Below are 16,693 nucleotides of genomic sequence, written 5' to 3'. Positions count from 1 at the left end.
TGCGTGTGCATCGACGAACACAATGCCAGTTTCCCGCGTCTCGGCAAGGGCAAAGTCACGGTGTTGATTGAGGTTTCCTTTGGTTAGGTCACCGGTTTCAGAATGGTCTGCATCAACGCACTTCTCGCGTCGCAAAGGCCGTCAATCACGTCGAAATGGTGCGCATTGGGGTGAATGACCTCATCACAGTCCCACGCGTCCGCCAGCCAGCGCGCCTGCTCGAGAAAGGCTGGACGTTCATCCGCTCCGACCCAGACCGTGACCGGTTGGGCCGGTTTTGCCATGAGAACCGGGCTTTCCGCCGCAGCTGCGGCGTTATCGAGTTTGAAATCCTCGTTCATCTGGGTTTGCACCAACGGGCGCAGATCCGACAGCGGTGAGATGGGAACGCATGTTTCGACCCGTGCCAATACGGGATCGGGCAAGACCCCGGGGGCCAGCATGCGTGCCACCAGATGCCCCCCGGCGGAATGGCCAGTCAGACGCAGCGGACCGGCATAGTCATGGGCCACAACGGTAATCGCTTGCGCGATCTGGCGCGTGATGTCGGCAATGCGTACGCGTGGGCACAGGTCGTAGGTCGGCATCGCCACGATCCATCCTGCATCCAGCCCGCCTTGCGCGAAATGCGACCAGGCCGCGCCGTCAAACATCCTCCAGAACCCACCATGCACAAACACCATCACACCCTTTGGCGGACCGTCCGGCAGGAAGATGTCCACAACTTCACGGGTCCCGTGCCCGTACATCACCCCAAGTCGGGCACGCCCCAGAACCGACATCCGTTTGCGGAATGCATCCGACTCTGCCCGCCAGCGGTCGGCGTACCCGGCCCCGTCGGGAATGTGTTTGGCATTGGCGTAAGCGTCGTCCCAATCCACGCGCGGTCTCCACACAAGATCAACCCTTGCCATTGCATGCAGCAAGTGTACCACCGTTGTCAGCATTAAAATGGAGGGGACTCATGCTAGACCAGATCACAAACCTTGCCAGCCTGTTGAAAGACCCGTCATTGCTTGAGACACGCGGCTATGTGAACGGTGCTTGGGTCGATGGCGCGGACGGGACATTTCCCGTGGACAACCCGGCGCGCGGCGACACGATTGCCGATGTCGCAGACCTGTCCCGGGCCCAGGTGGCCGAGGCGATTGCTGCTGCAGAGGTCGCACAGAAAGACTGGGCGCAGTGGACGGGTAAAGAGCGCGCCACCGTGCTGCGCAAGTGGTTCGATCTGATGATGGAGCACCAGCATGATCTGGGTGTGATCCTGACTGCAGAGCAGGGCAAGCCCCTGGCCGAAGCCACGGGCGAAGTCGCCTATGGCGCGTCCTTCATCGAGTTCTTCGCGGAAGAAGCAAAGCGCATCTACGGCGAAACCATCCCCGGGCACCAGCGTGACAAACGCATCATGGTCATGAAGCAGCCCATCGGTGTTGTCGGTTCGATCACACCCTGGAATTTCCCCAATGCCATGATCACCCGCAAGGCCGGTCCGGCCCTTGCCGCAGGCTGCAGCTTTGTGGCGCGCCCGGCGGCGGAAACGCCGTTGTCGGCCATTGTTCTTGCCGTGTTAGCCGACCGCGCGGGTATTCCGGCGGGTGTGTTCAACGTGGTGCCGTCTTCGTCCTCTTCCGAGGTGGGCAAAGAGATGTGCGAGAACCCGGCGGTGCGCAAGATCACCTTTACCGGGTCCACCGAAGTTGGTCGTATCCTGCTGCGTCAGGCGGCAGATCAGGTGATGAAATGCTCCATGGAACTGGGCGGAAATGCACCGTTCATCGTGTTCGATGATGCTGATATTGACGCCGCCGTCGAAGGCGCGATCATGTGCAAATTCCGAAACAACGGTCAGACCTGCGTTTGCGCAAACCGGATTTACGTGCAGGCCGGTGTCTATGATGCCTTCGCGCAAAAGCTCAAAGACAAGGTCAGCGCGATGAAGGTCGGTGATGGGCTTGAGGATGGCACCGATCTCGGGCCGCTTATCAACAACGATGCGCTTGATAAGGTGCAAGAGCATATCGCCGACGCGAAGGCAAAGGGCGCGGATGTCATCCTTGGCGGCGAGTCGCACGAGGCAGGGGGCAACTTCTTCAACCCTGTCATCGTCACCGGCGCAACACAGGAAATGGCTTTTGCAACGGATGAAACCTTCGGGCCGCTTGCGCCGCTGTTCAAGTTCGAAACCGAAGATGACGTGATCCAAATGGCCAATGACACGATTTTCGGATTGGCCAGCTATTTCTACGCCAAGGACCTGAGCCGCGTCTACAAAGTGGCCGAGGCGCTTGAATACGGCATCGTCGGTGTGAACACGGGCATCATCTCAACCGAGGTCGCGCCGTTTGGCGGGGTCAAACAATCCGGTCTTGGCCGCGAAGGCAGCCATCACGGGATCGAGGAGTTCCTTGAGATGAAATACGTTTGCATGAGTGTCTGAGCCCTATCGTATTCGTGAACATTCCAGTGAGATCCGATTTCGGGCCTCACTCCTGACACATCGCCAACTTTCGCGCGCGGGTTCATACTTTGAACAATCGTCGAATGACTGCTTGGAGCCGAAGCGGACACTGCCCTGCGCGGACTCAAGGCCGCAGGCCGCTGCGCATCGTCGACGCGCTGTTTGTGCTCAACGACCTCGACGTCCGCAAAGCAGATATCACATACAAAGAAGGCCCAGCAGCGTGCTGGGCCTTTCCATCTCAACTAACGCGTTCGGTTAGTTCACCGCCTTGGCGTCGACCACGTCTTTCTCGATGGCGTCTGCCTTCGCAATCTCGATCCGACGCGGTTTCAACGCTTCGGGAATTTCCCGTTCCAGATCAATATGCAGCATGCCATCCACATGGCTCGCGCCAACGACGCGGACATGATCGGCAAGGTGGAACCGGCGCTGGAACGCGCGGGTTGCGATGCCGCGATGCAGGTAAGTGCGGGTCTCGTCTTCGTCGACTTTCTTGGCCGATACGACGAGGGCACCTTCTTTGACCTCTACGGCAAGGTCCGCATCAGAGAATCCGGCAACGGCGATCGAAATGCGATATGCGTCGTCTGCGGTTTTCTCGATATTGTAGGGGGGATAGCTGGGTTGTGTGACATCATTTGTCAGAACCCGGTCCATCATATCGGCAATTTGGTCAAAGCCGACGGTTGCACGGTATAGGGGTGCAAAATCATAGCTACGCATGTGGTCATCCTCCATTGAGCGATACCAAGTGTTGAAAGCCTTCCACCATTGGACAGGCCTGGTTTTCAGCGCCGGGCCCCATATTGGGCGTCCCGACACACTGAAATTTGGGAATGGAATTTACGGTTTCAAGGGGTCTGCATCGTTCCCCTCGGGGCGCACGAATTTGGCCCCCGTGTCCTTGCGCGCGCCGTCTTCGGCCCGGAACGGCCGGAACGCAGAGCCTTCTTCGAACCCCGCCCCGTCCGACATCAGCGCCTTGATCGTTTCGATCTGCCCATCCAGCGGTGCGCCCAAAGACACAGGTCTGCCATCGCTTTTGGCCTTGGACGAAACGACCGAAACGATCCTCGGACCACTGTCCCCGAAAGCAAACACCGGAGAGCCGGAACTGCCGAAATCGACGGAGCAGGACAGGATCAGAAGGGTGGACTGTTCCGACAGCACCTCGCAGGTGTCCTGCATTGACGGCGCTTCGGACCGGTTATGCGCATACGACACCACGCCAACGCTTTCCCCGGCCGGGGGGCGTTGATCGGTTGCAAACGGAATGATCGTGGTGTTGCGCACCGGATGCTGCAATTCGATCAGCGCGATATCGTGGAACACGCGGTCCGAACTGGGGTCGGCCCCAACGTCGTAGTTGGGATGGGCAACGGCCCTTCGAACGCGCCGATACGCGGCGGCCCTGCCATTGCGCCAACCGGCCAAAAACTGAATATCCTCGGGCAGCAGCAGATCACCGTTTTCGTCGTACAGGCAATGAGCTGCCGTCAGAACCAGCTCCGGGGTGATCAGCGATCCGGTGCAAAAGGCCTTGCCCGCAAGCTCCAGCCGGCCGACCGCTTCCCAGGCACGCCCGTCCTGTCGGCTTTCCATCGAGAAAAGCCGAGTGCTTTGGGCCGCCGCGGCAGCAGGCAGCGCGAACATCAAAGCCCCCAGGATCAAATGGCGCACGCAGTATCTCCGTTTTGTGCGTCCGGCCTACCGATCCAATTCGGCGGTATTATGGCACGGATATCACGAGTTCGGCACCTTCAGGGCGGTCGGCACAGGTCCGCCGGTCGCCCAATCCAGCAATTCCACAGTATGAACAATCGGAACGTCCGTACCTGATCCGATCTGCATCATACAGCCGATATTGCCTGCCGCGATGACATCGGGCTGTTTCGCCTCAAGGCTTTCGACCTTGCGCGCCTTCAATTCCTTGGAAATCTCGGGTTGCATCAGGTTATAGGTTCCGGCCGATCCACAACACAGATGGCTGTTGGCGGGCTCGACAACCTCAAATCCGGCCGCCTTGAGAAGGGTCTTGGGATGGGTCTTGATCTGCTGGCCGTGCTGTAGGCTACATGCCGCATGATAGGCCACTTTCTTGCCGCCATGAAGCGTTCGCGCATTGGCGACACTGGCCTCATCGATCAGGTCGATCAGAACCTCGCTGACATCTTTGGCAACCGCCGACACGCGCGCGGCATCCTCGGCCAGGCGGTCATTTCGGAACATGTGTCCATAATCCTTGACGGTCGTCCCGCAGCCGCTGGTGTTGATCACGATCGCATCAAGCCCGGCGCCATCCATCTCGCGCGCCCAGGCTTTGATGTTTGCCGCCGCTGACCCATGGCTTTCGCTGACTTTGCCCATATGATGGGTTAAAGCCCCGCAACAGCCCGCACCTTCGGCGACAACCACTTCGCATCCCAACCGGGTCAGCAGGCGAATTGTGGCATCATTGATATCGGTGTTCAGCGCTTTCTGCGCACAGCCTGTCATAAGCGCCACGCGCTTTTTGCGCGGCATGTACGGCGCAAAGCTTTGCGGATCGTCATTGCGTGACACGGGTGGAATGGTCTTGGGGGCCATCTCAAGCATGGCTTTCAGGCGTGCGTCCGGAATCAGGGGCGCAAACGGTTTGCCGATTTTCGCCAAGAGCAGCGCCACCCGGAACCGAGTCGGGTAGGGGAGGATGTTTGCAAGCGTCCAGCGCAGCACACGCTCATGCCTCGGGCGGTCGTAGTTTTCCTCGATATAGGCGCGGGCGTGATCGACCAGATGCATATAGTGCACACCCGAGGGGCAGGTGGTCATACAGGCCAGACAGGACAGGCAGCGGTCGATATGCTTGACCGTTTTGGCATCCGGCGTGCGCTCGTTCTCAAGCATGTCCTTGATCAGGTAAATGCGTCCTCGCGGGCTATCCAGCTCGTCACCCAGAACCTGGTAGGTGGGACAGGTGGCGGTGCAGAATCCGCAATGCACACAGGTGCGCAACACGTCGTTCGAGCGCTCGAAATCAGGATCACGCAGTTGCGCGTCTGTAAACGTTGTTTGCATGTCTTACCCCATCAAACCGGCGTTCAGGATCCCTTTTGGATCGAACTTATTGCGAAGCCCGGCGGACAGCACCGCCAGCGCGGCAGGCTCGGGCTGAAACTTTGGCTGGCCGGTGCCCCGCACGAGCGTGGCGTGCCCATCAAACGCGCCCAGCCGTTTTCGCAGATCGGTTCCGGTGCCAACCCGCATCCAGATCAACCCGCCGCCCCAGTCAAAAATCACCTCTTGCGCCCCGGCCTGGTCCGCCAATGCCGCCGCGTCGGACGGGGTACAGGACAGTTTCCAAACATCGCCTTCGGCATCGTAGAATGGTACAACGTCCCGCACCCAGGCCCATCCTTTAGATACGGCCTCCGCGTTGTCTTCGATGCGCACGGCGCAGTCTTTGAACAATGCGGCGACTTCCTTGGCGCGGTATGCGACTGATCCGGCGAACCCTTCCAGACGCAGCATGGTAACAGGCGCGTCGTCCATGCCGACGGGAATATGCGCCGCGCCAGAGACTTCGAACGGAGAGCTCAGCGCTTTGGCCATGGCGTCTATGGCCGCCGGTGTGCTCAGATTATCAATCAGAACGCAGGCGGCGGTTTCAGGTTTTGGCAACACCTTGAGACTGACCTCGGTCAGAACCCCCAATGTGCCCCAGGATCCGGTCATCAACTTGACCAGATCATACCCGGTCACGTTTTTCATGACACGCCCGCCGTTTTTGACGACGGTACCCGCCCCGTCGACAAACCGCACACCCAGCATGAAATCGCGGCACGCGCCCACCGACACCCGACGCGGACCGCTGACATTTGCCGCAACAACACCGCCAATGGTGGGCGCGCCGGATGTTCCCATCAACCCGCGATGGTCCATGGGTTCAAACGCCAGTCGCTGGCCTTCCGCGGCAAGGGCCGTCTCAACTTCGGACAGTGGCGTTCCGGCACGGACCACCATGGTCAAGGACCCCGGCTCGTACAGGGTGATGCCATGCATCCCGCCGGTCTGGACCACATCGCCATCAAGGCGAACACCACGCGTTCCGCCGCCTTGGATCGAAAGCGGCCCTTTGGCCGCAGCAATCGCCTCGGCCAGGTCGGCCTCTGTCTCAGGTCTCATGATCATCTCTGTTTTTAAAATATCTCGGGGGTTTGGGGGCAGCGCCCCCAAGACCTATTCGGCCGCCAGCGCAACGCTGCGGCGGCTTTCCGACACCGCCAGCGGGAACACCTTTGCCGGATTCAGCAGCCATGCCGGATCAAACACATCCTTCACCGCCATCTGCGCTTCAAGGTCGGCGGGCGCGAACTGGTCGGTCATGAGATCGCGCTTTTCGATCCCGACGCCGTGTTCGCCGGTCAGGCATCCGCCAACCTCAACACACAGCCGCAGGATATCCGCGCCAAACGCCTCGCACAGTTCCAGATCGCCCTCCTTGTTTGCATCAAACAGGATCAGCGGATGCATATTGCCGTCACCTGCGTGGAACACGTTGGCCACGTCCAGACCATACTCCTTGGACATCTCGCCAATCCGGCGCAACACATAGGGCAGTTCCGACACCGGGATCGTCCCGTCCAGACACATGTAGTCATTTATCTGACCCATGGCACCGAACGCGGATTTGCGTCCCAGCCAGATGCGACCGGCTTCATCCGCATCCTTGGCCTCACGCAGTTCCACAGGATTGTGGCGGCGCGCGATTTCAAGGATGAGCGCCAGTTGCTCGTCAATCTCTGCGTCTGATCCTTCGACCTCGACAATCAACAAGGCCTCGCACATCGGATACCCGGCTTTGGCAAAGGCTTCGGTCGCTTCAATACAGGGGCGGTCCATGAACTCGATCGCGACGGGCAGCACACCGGCCTTGATGATGTCGGCGACACAGGCCCCCGCAACTTCATTGGAGTCAAACCCCATCAAAACGGGTCGCGCGCCTTCCGGTTTGGGCAAGATGCGCAGCGTGGCCTCTGTCACAATCCCAAGCTGCCCTTCGGATCCGCAAATTAGCCCAAGCAGGTCGTATCCCGCCGCATCCAGATGTTTGCCGCCAATCTCCATGATGGTGCCGTCCATCTGAACCAGCGTGACTCCCATCAGATTGTTTGTTGTCACACCGTATTTCAGGCAATGTGCGCCACCGGAATTCATGGCGATGTTACCGGCAATAGCACAAGCCAGCTGGCTGGAGGGGTCTGGCGCATAAAAGAACCCGTCTTCCTCGACCGCGCCGGTGACACTCAGATTCGTGCGCCCGGTCTGGACGCGGATAAACCGGTTGTCATAGTCGGTCTCCAACACGTCATTCATCCGCGCAACACCGATCATCACGCAATCCGCCGTGGGCAAGGCCCCACCGGCCAGTGATGTGCCGGATCCACGCGGGACCACCGGAACACCAAGCTCGTGACACACTTTCAGCGTCGCAGCGACCTCTTGGGTCGTTGCAGGCAACACCACTGCAAGAGGCGGACATTTGTAGGCTGTCAGCGCGTCGCATTCATAGGCTCGGGTCTCCATCTCATCCGAGATGATGGTTGTCTCGGGCAAAACTGCCTGCAACCGCGCCACGATTTGCGCTTTTCGGGACAGCACCGACGCGTCAGGTATGGGCATTTCCATGGGCAAACCTCCAAATTGGTAAAAAGATATAACCAATATGCGCTATTTGGCCAGCGATTTTTTCAAGCCCAGCGTCAGAACGGCCTCTTGCCAAGCGGCGCAGGGAGCGGCACCAAGCAGATATGGAATGGATAAAAATCATACATATCCTGTGTGTTATGGGCTGGATGACCTCGATTTTCGCGGTGCCGCGTGCCCTAATCTATTGGAAACGCGAATTTGACCGTCTGGGCGAGTTTGGGCCACTGGGCGATCTGACCATCCGCCTTTATCGGTTTTCCGCCGGGCTGGCGGTGATCGCGTTGATCACCGGGATTTGGCTTGGCGCGATCTGGGGATTCCCGGGGTGGGTGTGGCTCAAGCTTGGGCTCGTGCTGTTGTTGGCGCTGCATTACGCATGGACAGGGCGGCTTGTTATCCGTGCAAAACGCGGGGTCTTTACCGAATCTGATCGCTACCTGCGGATCTTTAACGAGGTCAGTGTGTTCGGGGCTATCGCAATCCTCTGGGTTGTTGTTGTCAAACCGTTTTAGGGCATGGAGTGGTACGACAAGATATCGTTGTTCACGGCGCTCGACGCGGTGGGGCTTGGCCTTTTGCTGGTGGGATGGTTTGCCAGCACGCTGATGATCGAACACGCGCCCAAGTCGGTTCCGTCCATGTCACAATTGATGGCGGGATTTCGCCGCGACTGGATGGTGCAGTTCGTGACCCGGCAACCGCGAATCTATGACGGACAGATCATTGCAAGCCTGCGGCAGGGCACGGCGTTTTTTGCATCGGCCAGCATGATCGCCATTGGTGGGGGCTTTGCCTTGCTGGGCAATGCAGACAGGTTGCGTGGCGTAACCGAAGACCTGTCACTGCAAAGCGGGTCGGTGATCATCCTCGAAATCAAGTTGATGGTGCTTTTGTTGTTTGCGGCGAACGCGTTTTTGAAATTTGTCTGGGCACACCGGTTGTTTGGCTATTGCTCGGTGCTGATGTCGGCGGTGCCGAATGATCCGGATGATCCCCGCTCCATGCCGATGGCACTGCAGGCCGGTGAGATCAATATCACCGCAGCACGTGGGTATAACCGGGGCCTTCGGTCGGTCTATTTCGGAATCGCGTCCTCAGCCTGGTTGCTGGGCGCAGGGCCGTTAATCGTGGCAACGGTTGTGACCATCGCTGTTGTGTTGCGCCGCGAGTTCGGGTCGCGGTCGCGGCACGTGCTCTTGCACGGTGTGCCACCGACGAAAACGTGACTTTCACGCGGGCGTTGGCCTGTTAAGTTCAGAACATGATGTACCGCAGTGCCGCTTTATTTACCCTTCTTGCGACCCAGGTCTGGGCTGACGCGCCCACCATCGACGCCGTCGATATTACCGGTACGCGGGTGTCCGTGACGATTGCGCACCCCGACACAGGCTGGGATCACTATGCGGATGGTTGGCGGATCGAGACTGAGGATGGGACGATCCTCGGCGTGCGTGAATTGCTGCACCCACATGTTGAGGAGCAGCCGTTTACTCGCAGTTTGACTGTGACAGATCTGCCGGATGGATCCCTGTTCATCCGTGCCAAATGCTCGGTCGACGGATGGTCCGAAACCGTCGTCCCCCTGTCCCGCTGAGATTTTTCGTACGAAAAATCTTGGACCCAAAGGCTTTAAGAAAAGGTGAACCCTTTTTGATTCATCGGGCACGCCCTGACCGACGCTGTTCGCCCAAAGGGTTCAAAGCTCGTCGATGACATCCGCGTGCAGGTGCCGTTCGCCGCGCTTCTCGGACAACCTGATCTGTTTTTGCCGTTCCCGGAACCGTGCCTTGTCGTCCTCAGAGGTCTCATCAACACATTGGTGGCAGGATACCCCATGTTCGTAAGACGGCTTTTGCAGGTCCTCCGGCAAGATGGGGCGGCGGCACGCGTAGCAAAGATGATGCGGCCCTTCGACAAGCCCATGACCAACCGACACGCGCGCGTCGAACACAAAGCAATCGCCATTCCACGCGCTCTCGTCCTGCGGAACCTCCTCAAGATATTTCAGGATACCACCCTTGAGGTGGTATACGTCCTCCACCCCTTGGCTCAGTAGATAATTGGTAGATTTTTCGCAGCGAATGCCTCCGGTACAGAACATCGCGATGCGCTTGTTATGAAACCGATCCTTGTTCTTTTCCCACCATTCGGGAAATTCGCGAAAGCTGGCGGTTTGCGGATCGACAGCCCCGTCGAATGTGCCGATTGCGACTTCGTAGTCATTGCGCGTGTCGATCACGGCAACATCCGGGCTTTGGATCAGCGCGTTCCAATCCTGAGGCTGAACGTAGTGCCCCACCTTCGCGCGCGGATCGACATCCGGCACGCCCATGGTCACGATTTCTTTCTTCAGGCGCACCTTCATGCGGTGGAAAGGGCGCATGGAGGCGGTCGACAATTTCCACTCCAGATCGGCGCAGCCGGGCAGTGCGCGCAAATATGTCAGCAAACGGTCGATCCCAGCAGCAGACCCGGCAACCGTGCCGTTGATGCCTTCCTGCGCCAACAGGAGCGTGCCAGTGATCTCGTTCTCGCGGCAAACGGCCAACAGGGGATCCCGCAGGCGGGAGGGATCGTCGAACCGGGTAAAGTGATAGAGTGCGCATACGGTAAACATGCGGGCGCAATAGCGCCTGTCGGCCCTCTCGTGCAAGGTTCCGCAATGCCGCAACCCTTGACCCGCCGCCGTGCGCTTTCTACCCAAGTCACACAGAAGAGGAGACACGCTCATGTCCGCGCTGATTGTCATTGATGTGCAAAACGATTTCTGCCCCGGCGGCGCGCTGGCGGTTCCAGAGGGCGACCTGATTATCCCCGGGATCAATGCGCTGATGGCGGACAGCGATGCGGTTGTCCTGACCCAAGACTGGCATCCCGAAGATCACAGCTCATTTGCGTCACAGCACGACGGCAAATCTCCGTACGATACGGTCGAGATGCCGTACGGATCACAGGTTTTATGGCCGGATCACTGTGTGATCGGGTCTGAGGGGGCGGCGTTTCATCCGGACCTGAACACGCCCCATGCCGAAATGGTGATCCGCAAAGGCTTTCGGCGCGGTATCGACAGTTATTCAGCGTTTTTCGAAAACGACCACAGCACGCCGACAGGTCTTGACGGGTATTTGCGCACACGCGGGATTTCTGACCTGACCATGGTGGGCCTCGCCACTGATTTTTGCGTCGCTTATTCAGCGCTGGATGCGGTGAAGCTGGGGTATCGTGTCACGGTTCGAACTGAGCTGTGCCGCGCGATTGATTTGAACGGATCGCGCGACGCAGCGCTTTCGCAAATGACCCAGGCAGGTGTGCGCGTCGAGTAACGCTCTTGCCGAGATGCGATGCGTCGGGCTTGTGGGTGTCGAAATGCGGGATACTCTCTGCACGACTTCTGGTGAAAAGACCCCGTCCCATGTTTGAACGAATCCTTGCTCTCTTTGATCGTGCCGTGCCGCAAACGGAACTTCCTCCGGCGGATGCCAAATATGCGCTGGGCGCATTGATGGTGCGCACGGCGTTGGCGGACAACAGTTACCTGTTCAAGGAGGTCAGAGAAATCGATCGCGTGTTGTCCAAGATGTACGACTTGGGCCCAATCGAGGCAGCCAAGATGCGCGCCCAATGCGAAAAACTGGAACACGAGCTGCCCAGAACCGCTGACCTAGCCGAGATTCTGAAAGAGACCACCAGCACCGAAGATCGCGAACAGGCAGTCGCGGCCTTGTGGGACGTGGTCTATGCGGATGGCCGCCGACACGTCAGCGAATTGTCCATCGTCAGCGAGATTGCCGAGCGCCTGGGTCTCAGCGAAGAGCGATGTGAAGCCATTCGACAATATGAGCTGGCCAATTGGGACAAGACCCACTGAGTCTGGACAAGTCTGGCCGCGGTTGGTCTAAGCGACGCGCCTGCGCCTTCGGAGACCGTTATGGTTGATATCGCCACCCGTGTCTGGAACCACAAATGGAAAATCGACCCGATTGTACGGTCGCTGATCGATACGGATTTCTACAAACTGCTGATGTGTCAGTCGGTGTTTCGCAACAAACGCGACACGCAGGTGACGTTCAGCCTGATCAACCGGTCGCAGCACGTGCCTTTGGCCAAGCTGATCGACGAAGGTGAATTGCGCGAACAGTTGGACCATATCCGGTCGCTGTCCTTGCGCCGCAACGAAAGCACCTGGCTGCGCGGGAACACGTTTTATGGCAAACGTCAGATGTTTCGATCAGACTTCATGGAATGGTTCGAAAACCTGCGCCTGCCGCCCTACCACCTTGAACGCGTGGGCGATCAGTACGAGCTGACCTTCGAGGGCGCATGGCCCGAGGTGATGCTGTGGGAAATCCCGGCCTTGGCTGTGCTGATGGAACTGCGTGGACGGGCCGTCTTGAACGATATGGGGCGGTTCGAGCTTCAGGTGCTGTATGCCCGGGCCATGACGAAACTCTGGGAAAAGATAGAAAAGCTGCGCGAGGTGCCGGAACTGCGGATCGCCGATTTCGGAACCCGACGCCGGCATTCGTTCCTTTGGCAAGACTGGTGCGTACAGGCCATGGTCGAGGGGCTGGGCAGCAGCTTTGTGGGTACGTCGAACTGTCTGATCGCCAAGAACCGAGACCTCGAGGCGATTGGCACCAACGCCCATGAATTGCCGATGGTCTATGCTGCGCTTGCCGAAAACGATGCTGCCTTGAAACAAGCCCCCTACGATGTTCTGGCCGATTGGCACGAAGAGCATGACGGCAATCTTCGAATGATTCTGCCGGACACCTATGGAACCGAGGGCTTCTTGCGGGACGCGCCAGATTGGCTGGCTGGCTGGACGGGTATCAGGATCGATTCAGGCGACCCCGCGACCGGCGCAGAGACGGCCATTCGCTGGTGGAAAGAGCGGAGCGAAGACCCGACCAAGAAGCTGGTGATTTTCTCGGATGGGCTTGATGAAACCAAGATCCTTGAATTGCAGGCCCAGTTCGCTGGCCGCGTACGCGTGTCCTTTGGCTGGGGAACCCTGCTGACCAATGATTTCCGGGGGCTGACGCCGGACGACCGACTTGCGCCGTTTTCACTGGTCTGCAAGGCGGTAGAGGCGGATGGCCGCGCAACGGTGAAACTGTCGGACAATCCGAACAAGGCGATGGGACCCGCAGACCAGATCGCGCGGTACAAGCGCGTTTTCGGCGTTGGCGATCAGGCGGCGCAGGACGTGGTCGTTTAAGCAGGGTGCTTTTGCGGTAACGCAAAAGAGCGATGCATCAATGCATCGCCCCCGACCCCTTAGCCCATCATGCGCGCACGACGCGCCTTGATCTTGTCGTTCGCGCGTTCGGTCCCGTCATGGAAAGACCCGAAGAGTTTGTCCCACGGGATTTCAAGCGATCCGTAGTTACATTCGAAATACCGGTGATGCATCTGGTGGTGGAAGGTGCCAAGCGCCAGGCGGTTCTTGTCCTTGATCAGCAATCCTTCGAACCCCGTATGCGTCGTTGCCGCGGTGAGCGCATAGTATTGCAGGTGAAACAGGATATGCACCGGGTTCGCGGGAATGACAAAGTGGATCAGAACGGATCCAAGGAAAATGACATGCTCTACCGGGTGCATGCTCAGGCCGGACCACGGCCCAACATTGATGTTGCGATGATGTAGTGCGTGCACGTGTATATACAGGAATGGCACATGCAGCAGACGGTGAATCCAGTAGAAATAGAAACTCTCCCAAATGGGGATCAGGAAGAATAACGCGACAAACCAGACCGGGTTGGTGGCCCACGTAAGGACGGGTGCATAGCCATTGGCCATCGCCCAGAACAACAGCGTTTCGTACGCCGTCCAGACCGTAACGCCGCTGGCAAGTGTCCAGAACATGTTGTCTTTGATCTGGCCACCCAGGGTGAACTGCTTGCCGTTCTTCATCAACGGGCGCGGGTCAAATTTGAGCCGCTGGCCCTGCTTGGTGAAGCCGTAAAAATAAAGGTGCAGCCCACCTGCAACACCGGTCATCAGGATCAGGTTGCGGACATACATCTCGGCGATCCAGCCAAAGGCGAGTGTGCGGGTCTCTTCAAGTGGCGGCTGGAACCATGTAACCGAGACAAACGCAATCGCCACGATGATCAGGCGCTCCGAGATGAGGAACCACGAGTCCCAGAACCAGCGCAGGATGGCCATCGGCTGTAACGGCCAGCGGAACAGGGGCGAGACCTGAAGCGGCACGTCGGGTGTGTGGTTCCAGCCTTCGAGCGGTGCGTCTGACATAGCGGACCTCGGTTCAGGGCTTCGGGTGGCTTTCTCAGGCCGGTACGGTGCGTATCATGCCACCGCGTTGGCTGCGATAGAGGATCAGGATCATGATCCCGATGTTCAGGCCGTTCCAGACAATTCCATTCACAAACGCCCATTGGTAGCTGCCTGTCAGATCGTAGATCACACCGGACAGCCAACCGCCCAGGGCCATGCCTAGGATGGTCATCATCATGACGAAGCCCACCCGCGCACCGGCCTCTTTCGTGGGCATGTATTCGCGCACGATGATCGCATAGCTGGGCACGATGCCGCCTTGGCTCAGCCCGAAGATCAGGCTCACGACGTAGAGCGACACAAGGCCGCCTGCGGGCAGATAAAGAAACAGCGCGATGGCCTGCAGCGTGGAGCCGATGAGAAGGGTCGGGATGCCACCGATCCGGTCGGCAAGCGTGCCGGAGATCAGGCGCGACACCACGCCGCCCAACAGCATCAGCGACAGCATTTCCGCCCCCACCGCCGCGCCGAACCCGTAGTCGACGCAAAGCGCCACGATATGAACCTGCGGCATGGACATGGCGACACAGCATCCAATCCCGGCAATGCTGAGCATGATCTGAAGCTGGCGTGGCGTGAAGCCGCTGGCCTTGGTGCGCAGGGCGGATTGAGCGTCCGCGATGCGGATCGCGTCTTCTGGCAGGGCGCGGCGCAACAGCAAGGTGAGTGGTGGAACTGACAGGATGGTGACGATGCCGATGGCGGTGTAGCTCCACCGCCAGGAGTCGCCTCCGCCAACTGCCTCCAGGGCAAGGGGCCAGATGGAACCGGACAGGTAGTTGCCAGAGGCCACCAACGCCACCGCGATGCCCCGCCGATTGAGAAACCACTTGGACAGATCGGCAATCAGCGGGCCGAATCCGATGGCCGAGGCAAAGCCGATGAAGAATTGCAGGAAGGTCAGCATCCAAAGCGTTGGGCTTAGCGCTGCGAGGATATAGGCGATGGACACCGCGACGCTGCACACCGACAAGGAAAGGGCCACGCCATAGCGGTCCACCGCGCGTCCAACCACGAAATTGCCAATGGCAAAACCGATCATGGTCAGTGTGTAAGGGATGGAGACATCGGCGCGGCCTGCGTCAAATTCGGCCTGAACGGCAGGCATGACGACGATGGGGATCCAGATTCCCACATTGATGACAATCGCAATCAGGACTGTCACCAAAAGGCGAATCCACGAATAACCACTGTCGAGAATGGGGGCATCTGTCATTGCGCCACCTTAGTGGTTGCGTCGCGCGGTGCCAGTGCGATTGTGTCCGTGCCAAAGCGAAGGAGCGGTGTTTTGGGCCAGATCGAACGCCACGTCCTGCAAGATGCGGACACGGCCATCACCGTGTTGTCCATTGGATGTGCCGTGCTGGATTGGCAGGTGCGCGGGCGGCATGTTGTGCTGGGCTATGCGGAACCAGACCATTACCGCAGCAACCCGTCGTCGATGGGTGTGGTCTGTGGACGCGTTGTGAACCGAATCGAAAACGCGCGTTTCACGCTTGGCGCGCGGGAGGTCGTGTTGCCCGCCAATGGCGGTGCGCATCATTTGCACGGCGGTCCCGGTGGGTTGGGCTGGCGCAATTGGGACATGGAGCGCGAGGGCGACCATGCGGTGCGGTTTTCGCTTATCTCGGAGGATGGCGATCAGGGGTATCCCGGGCGCGTGGCGTTCACAGTTGAGATACGGCTCTCTGGCGGGTGCCTGACCTGGGACATGACGGGACTGCCGGACCGGGAAACGCCGATCAATCTGGCGCAGCATCTTTACTTCAATCTTGCGGGGACCGGGACGGTAAAGGACCATACGCTTTGGGTTGATGCGGACCGGTATACGCCCAACAGGCCCGACCTGCTGCCCGAGGGCCATATCGCGCCGGTTGATGGCACGCGGTATGATTTTCGGTCTTCTGTTCGACTTGACGATGCCAAGGGATGGGATGCGAACCTTGTGCTCAACACCCGTAGAGGGCACGCTGCGGATGTGACGACGCCGGACGGGATGCGTTTGCGTCTGTGGACGGACCGACCGGGATTGCAGGTTTACACGTCGAACACGCTGGAACCGGACATGCCGTCTGGCCCCGGGGCCGCGCATCAACGGTTTGCGGGCCTGTGTCTTGAGGCGCAGGATTTGCCAAACGCCGTCAATGTACCTGCCTTCGGGTCGATCTTGTGTAGTCCCGAGCGGCCTTATCGGCAGGTCACGTCGATTGAGATCGGGTGATTGGATGCGTTGACGCATCC

General features: G+C 59.1%; 17 protein-coding genes. 8 read left to right on the top strand and 9 right to left on the bottom strand.

Annotated elements, in window-relative coordinates; genetic code table 11:
• Window positions 1–83: 83 nt before the first annotated feature.
• Window positions 84–881, bottom strand: coding sequence for an alpha/beta hydrolase (locus tag MWU54_RS15835; RefSeq protein WP_247085638.1), 798 nt, complete (start codon window positions 879–881; stop codon window positions 84–86).
• Window positions 882–964: 83 nt separating this feature from the next.
• Between MWU54_RS15835 and MWU54_RS15830 the strand changes: the two genes are divergently transcribed.
• Window positions 965–2,440 (top strand): NAD-dependent succinate-semialdehyde dehydrogenase, encoded by a 1,476-nt coding sequence (locus MWU54_RS15830; RefSeq protein ID WP_247085636.1) that lies wholly within the window; start codon window positions 965–967, stop codon window positions 2,438–2,440.
• Between the two features lie 279 nt (window positions 2,441–2,719).
• Here MWU54_RS15830 and MWU54_RS15825 read toward each other — a convergent pair whose 3' ends face one another.
• The 5 genes from MWU54_RS15825 to MWU54_RS15805 all read right to left on the bottom strand — a co-directional run bounded on the left by MWU54_RS15825 (window position 2,720) and on the right by MWU54_RS15805 (window position 8,131).
• Entirely contained in the window at window positions 2,720–3,187 is a 468-nt protein-coding gene (locus tag MWU54_RS15825; RefSeq protein WP_247085634.1) for an Hsp20 family protein, read from the bottom strand.
• A 120-nt stretch (window positions 3,188–3,307) separates the two neighbouring features.
• Window positions 3,308–4,144 carry a trypsin-like serine protease gene (locus MWU54_RS15820; protein ID WP_348647662.1) on the bottom strand — a complete coding sequence of 279 codons (837 nt, stop codon included), beginning with the start codon at window positions 4,142–4,144 and terminating at the stop codon, window positions 3,308–3,310.
• A gap of 63 nt (window positions 4,145–4,207) precedes the next feature.
• Window positions 4,208–5,521, bottom strand: coding sequence for a glycolate oxidase subunit GlcF (glcF, locus tag MWU54_RS15815; protein ID WP_247085632.1), 1,314 nt, complete (start codon window positions 5,519–5,521; stop codon window positions 4,208–4,210).
• A gap of 3 nt (window positions 5,522–5,524) precedes the next feature.
• Window positions 5,525–6,628, bottom strand: coding sequence for an FAD-binding protein (locus MWU54_RS15810; RefSeq protein ID WP_247085631.1), 1,104 nt, complete (start codon window positions 6,626–6,628; stop codon window positions 5,525–5,527).
• Window positions 6,629–6,682: 54 nt separating this feature from the next.
• Window positions 6,683–8,131, bottom strand: coding sequence for an FAD-linked oxidase C-terminal domain-containing protein (locus MWU54_RS15805; protein ID WP_247085629.1), 1,449 nt, complete (start codon window positions 8,129–8,131; stop codon window positions 6,683–6,685).
• 122 nt (window positions 8,132–8,253) lie between these two features.
• Here MWU54_RS15805 and MWU54_RS15800 point away from each other — a divergent pair, with 122 nt between their 5' ends.
• The 3 genes from MWU54_RS15800 to MWU54_RS15790 are packed head-to-tail and all read left to right on the top strand — an operon-like array spanning window position 8,254 to window position 9,746.
• Window positions 8,254–8,664 carry a CopD family protein gene (locus tag MWU54_RS15800; protein WP_247085627.1) on the top strand — a complete coding sequence of 137 codons (411 nt, stop codon included), beginning with the start codon at window positions 8,254–8,256 and terminating at the stop codon, window positions 8,662–8,664.
• Window positions 8,665–8,667: 3 nt separating this feature from the next.
• A complete protein-coding gene (locus tag MWU54_RS15795; protein WP_247085625.1) occupies window positions 8,668–9,378 on the top strand; it encodes a DUF599 domain-containing protein in 711 nt (236 codons plus the stop codon).
• A 35-nt stretch (window positions 9,379–9,413) separates the two neighbouring features.
• Window positions 9,414–9,746, top strand: a complete 333-nt coding sequence (locus MWU54_RS15790) for a hypothetical protein (RefSeq protein WP_247085623.1) — start codon at window positions 9,414–9,416, stop codon at window positions 9,744–9,746.
• Between the two features lie 102 nt (window positions 9,747–9,848).
• Here MWU54_RS15790 and MWU54_RS15785 read toward each other — a convergent pair whose 3' ends face one another.
• Window positions 9,849–10,769 (bottom strand): rhodanese-related sulfurtransferase, encoded by a 921-nt coding sequence (locus MWU54_RS15785; RefSeq protein WP_247085621.1) that lies wholly within the window; start codon window positions 10,767–10,769, stop codon window positions 9,849–9,851.
• A gap of 112 nt (window positions 10,770–10,881) precedes the next feature.
• Here MWU54_RS15785 and pncA point away from each other — a divergent pair, with 112 nt between their 5' ends.
• The 3 genes from pncA (at window position 10,882) to pncB (ending at window position 13,373) form a co-directional block, all read left to right on the top strand.
• Entirely contained in the window at window positions 10,882–11,475 is a 594-nt protein-coding gene (gene pncA / locus MWU54_RS15780) for a bifunctional nicotinamidase/pyrazinamidase (protein ID WP_247085619.1), read from the top strand.
• A gap of 89 nt (window positions 11,476–11,564) precedes the next feature.
• A complete protein-coding gene (locus MWU54_RS15775) occupies window positions 11,565–12,020 on the top strand; it encodes a TerB family tellurite resistance protein (RefSeq protein ID WP_247085617.1) in 456 nt (151 codons plus the stop codon).
• 60 nt (window positions 12,021–12,080) lie between these two features.
• The gene (gene pncB / locus MWU54_RS15770; protein WP_247085615.1) at window positions 12,081–13,373 is read left to right on the top strand and encodes a nicotinate phosphoribosyltransferase; all 1,293 of its coding nucleotides are present in this window, start codon (window positions 12,081–12,083) and stop codon (window positions 13,371–13,373) included.
• Between the two features lie 59 nt (window positions 13,374–13,432).
• Here pncB and MWU54_RS15765 read toward each other — a convergent pair whose 3' ends face one another.
• Both MWU54_RS15765 and MWU54_RS15760 read right to left on the bottom strand, forming a co-directional pair.
• Window positions 13,433–14,410, bottom strand: a complete 978-nt coding sequence (locus MWU54_RS15765; RefSeq protein ID WP_247085613.1) for a sterol desaturase family protein — start codon at window positions 14,408–14,410, stop codon at window positions 13,433–13,435.
• A 34-nt stretch (window positions 14,411–14,444) separates the two neighbouring features.
• Window positions 14,445–15,668, bottom strand: coding sequence for an MFS transporter (locus MWU54_RS15760; protein ID WP_247085611.1), 1,224 nt, complete (start codon window positions 15,666–15,668; stop codon window positions 14,445–14,447).
• 72 nt (window positions 15,669–15,740) lie between these two features.
• Between MWU54_RS15760 and MWU54_RS15755 the strand changes: the two genes are divergently transcribed.
• Window positions 15,741–16,673, top strand: a complete 933-nt coding sequence (locus tag MWU54_RS15755) for an aldose epimerase family protein (RefSeq protein WP_247085609.1) — start codon at window positions 15,741–15,743, stop codon at window positions 16,671–16,673.
• Window positions 16,674–16,693: the final 20 nt, after the last annotated feature.

Source organism: Marivita sp. S6314 (genome assembly GCF_023015985.1).
In the GTDB taxonomy this organism is placed as follows: Bacteria; Pseudomonadota; Alphaproteobacteria; order Rhodobacterales; family Rhodobacteraceae; genus Marivita.
The sequence above is the reverse complement of the archived record's forward strand: the minus strand, read 5'-3'. Positions and strand labels throughout refer to the sequence as shown.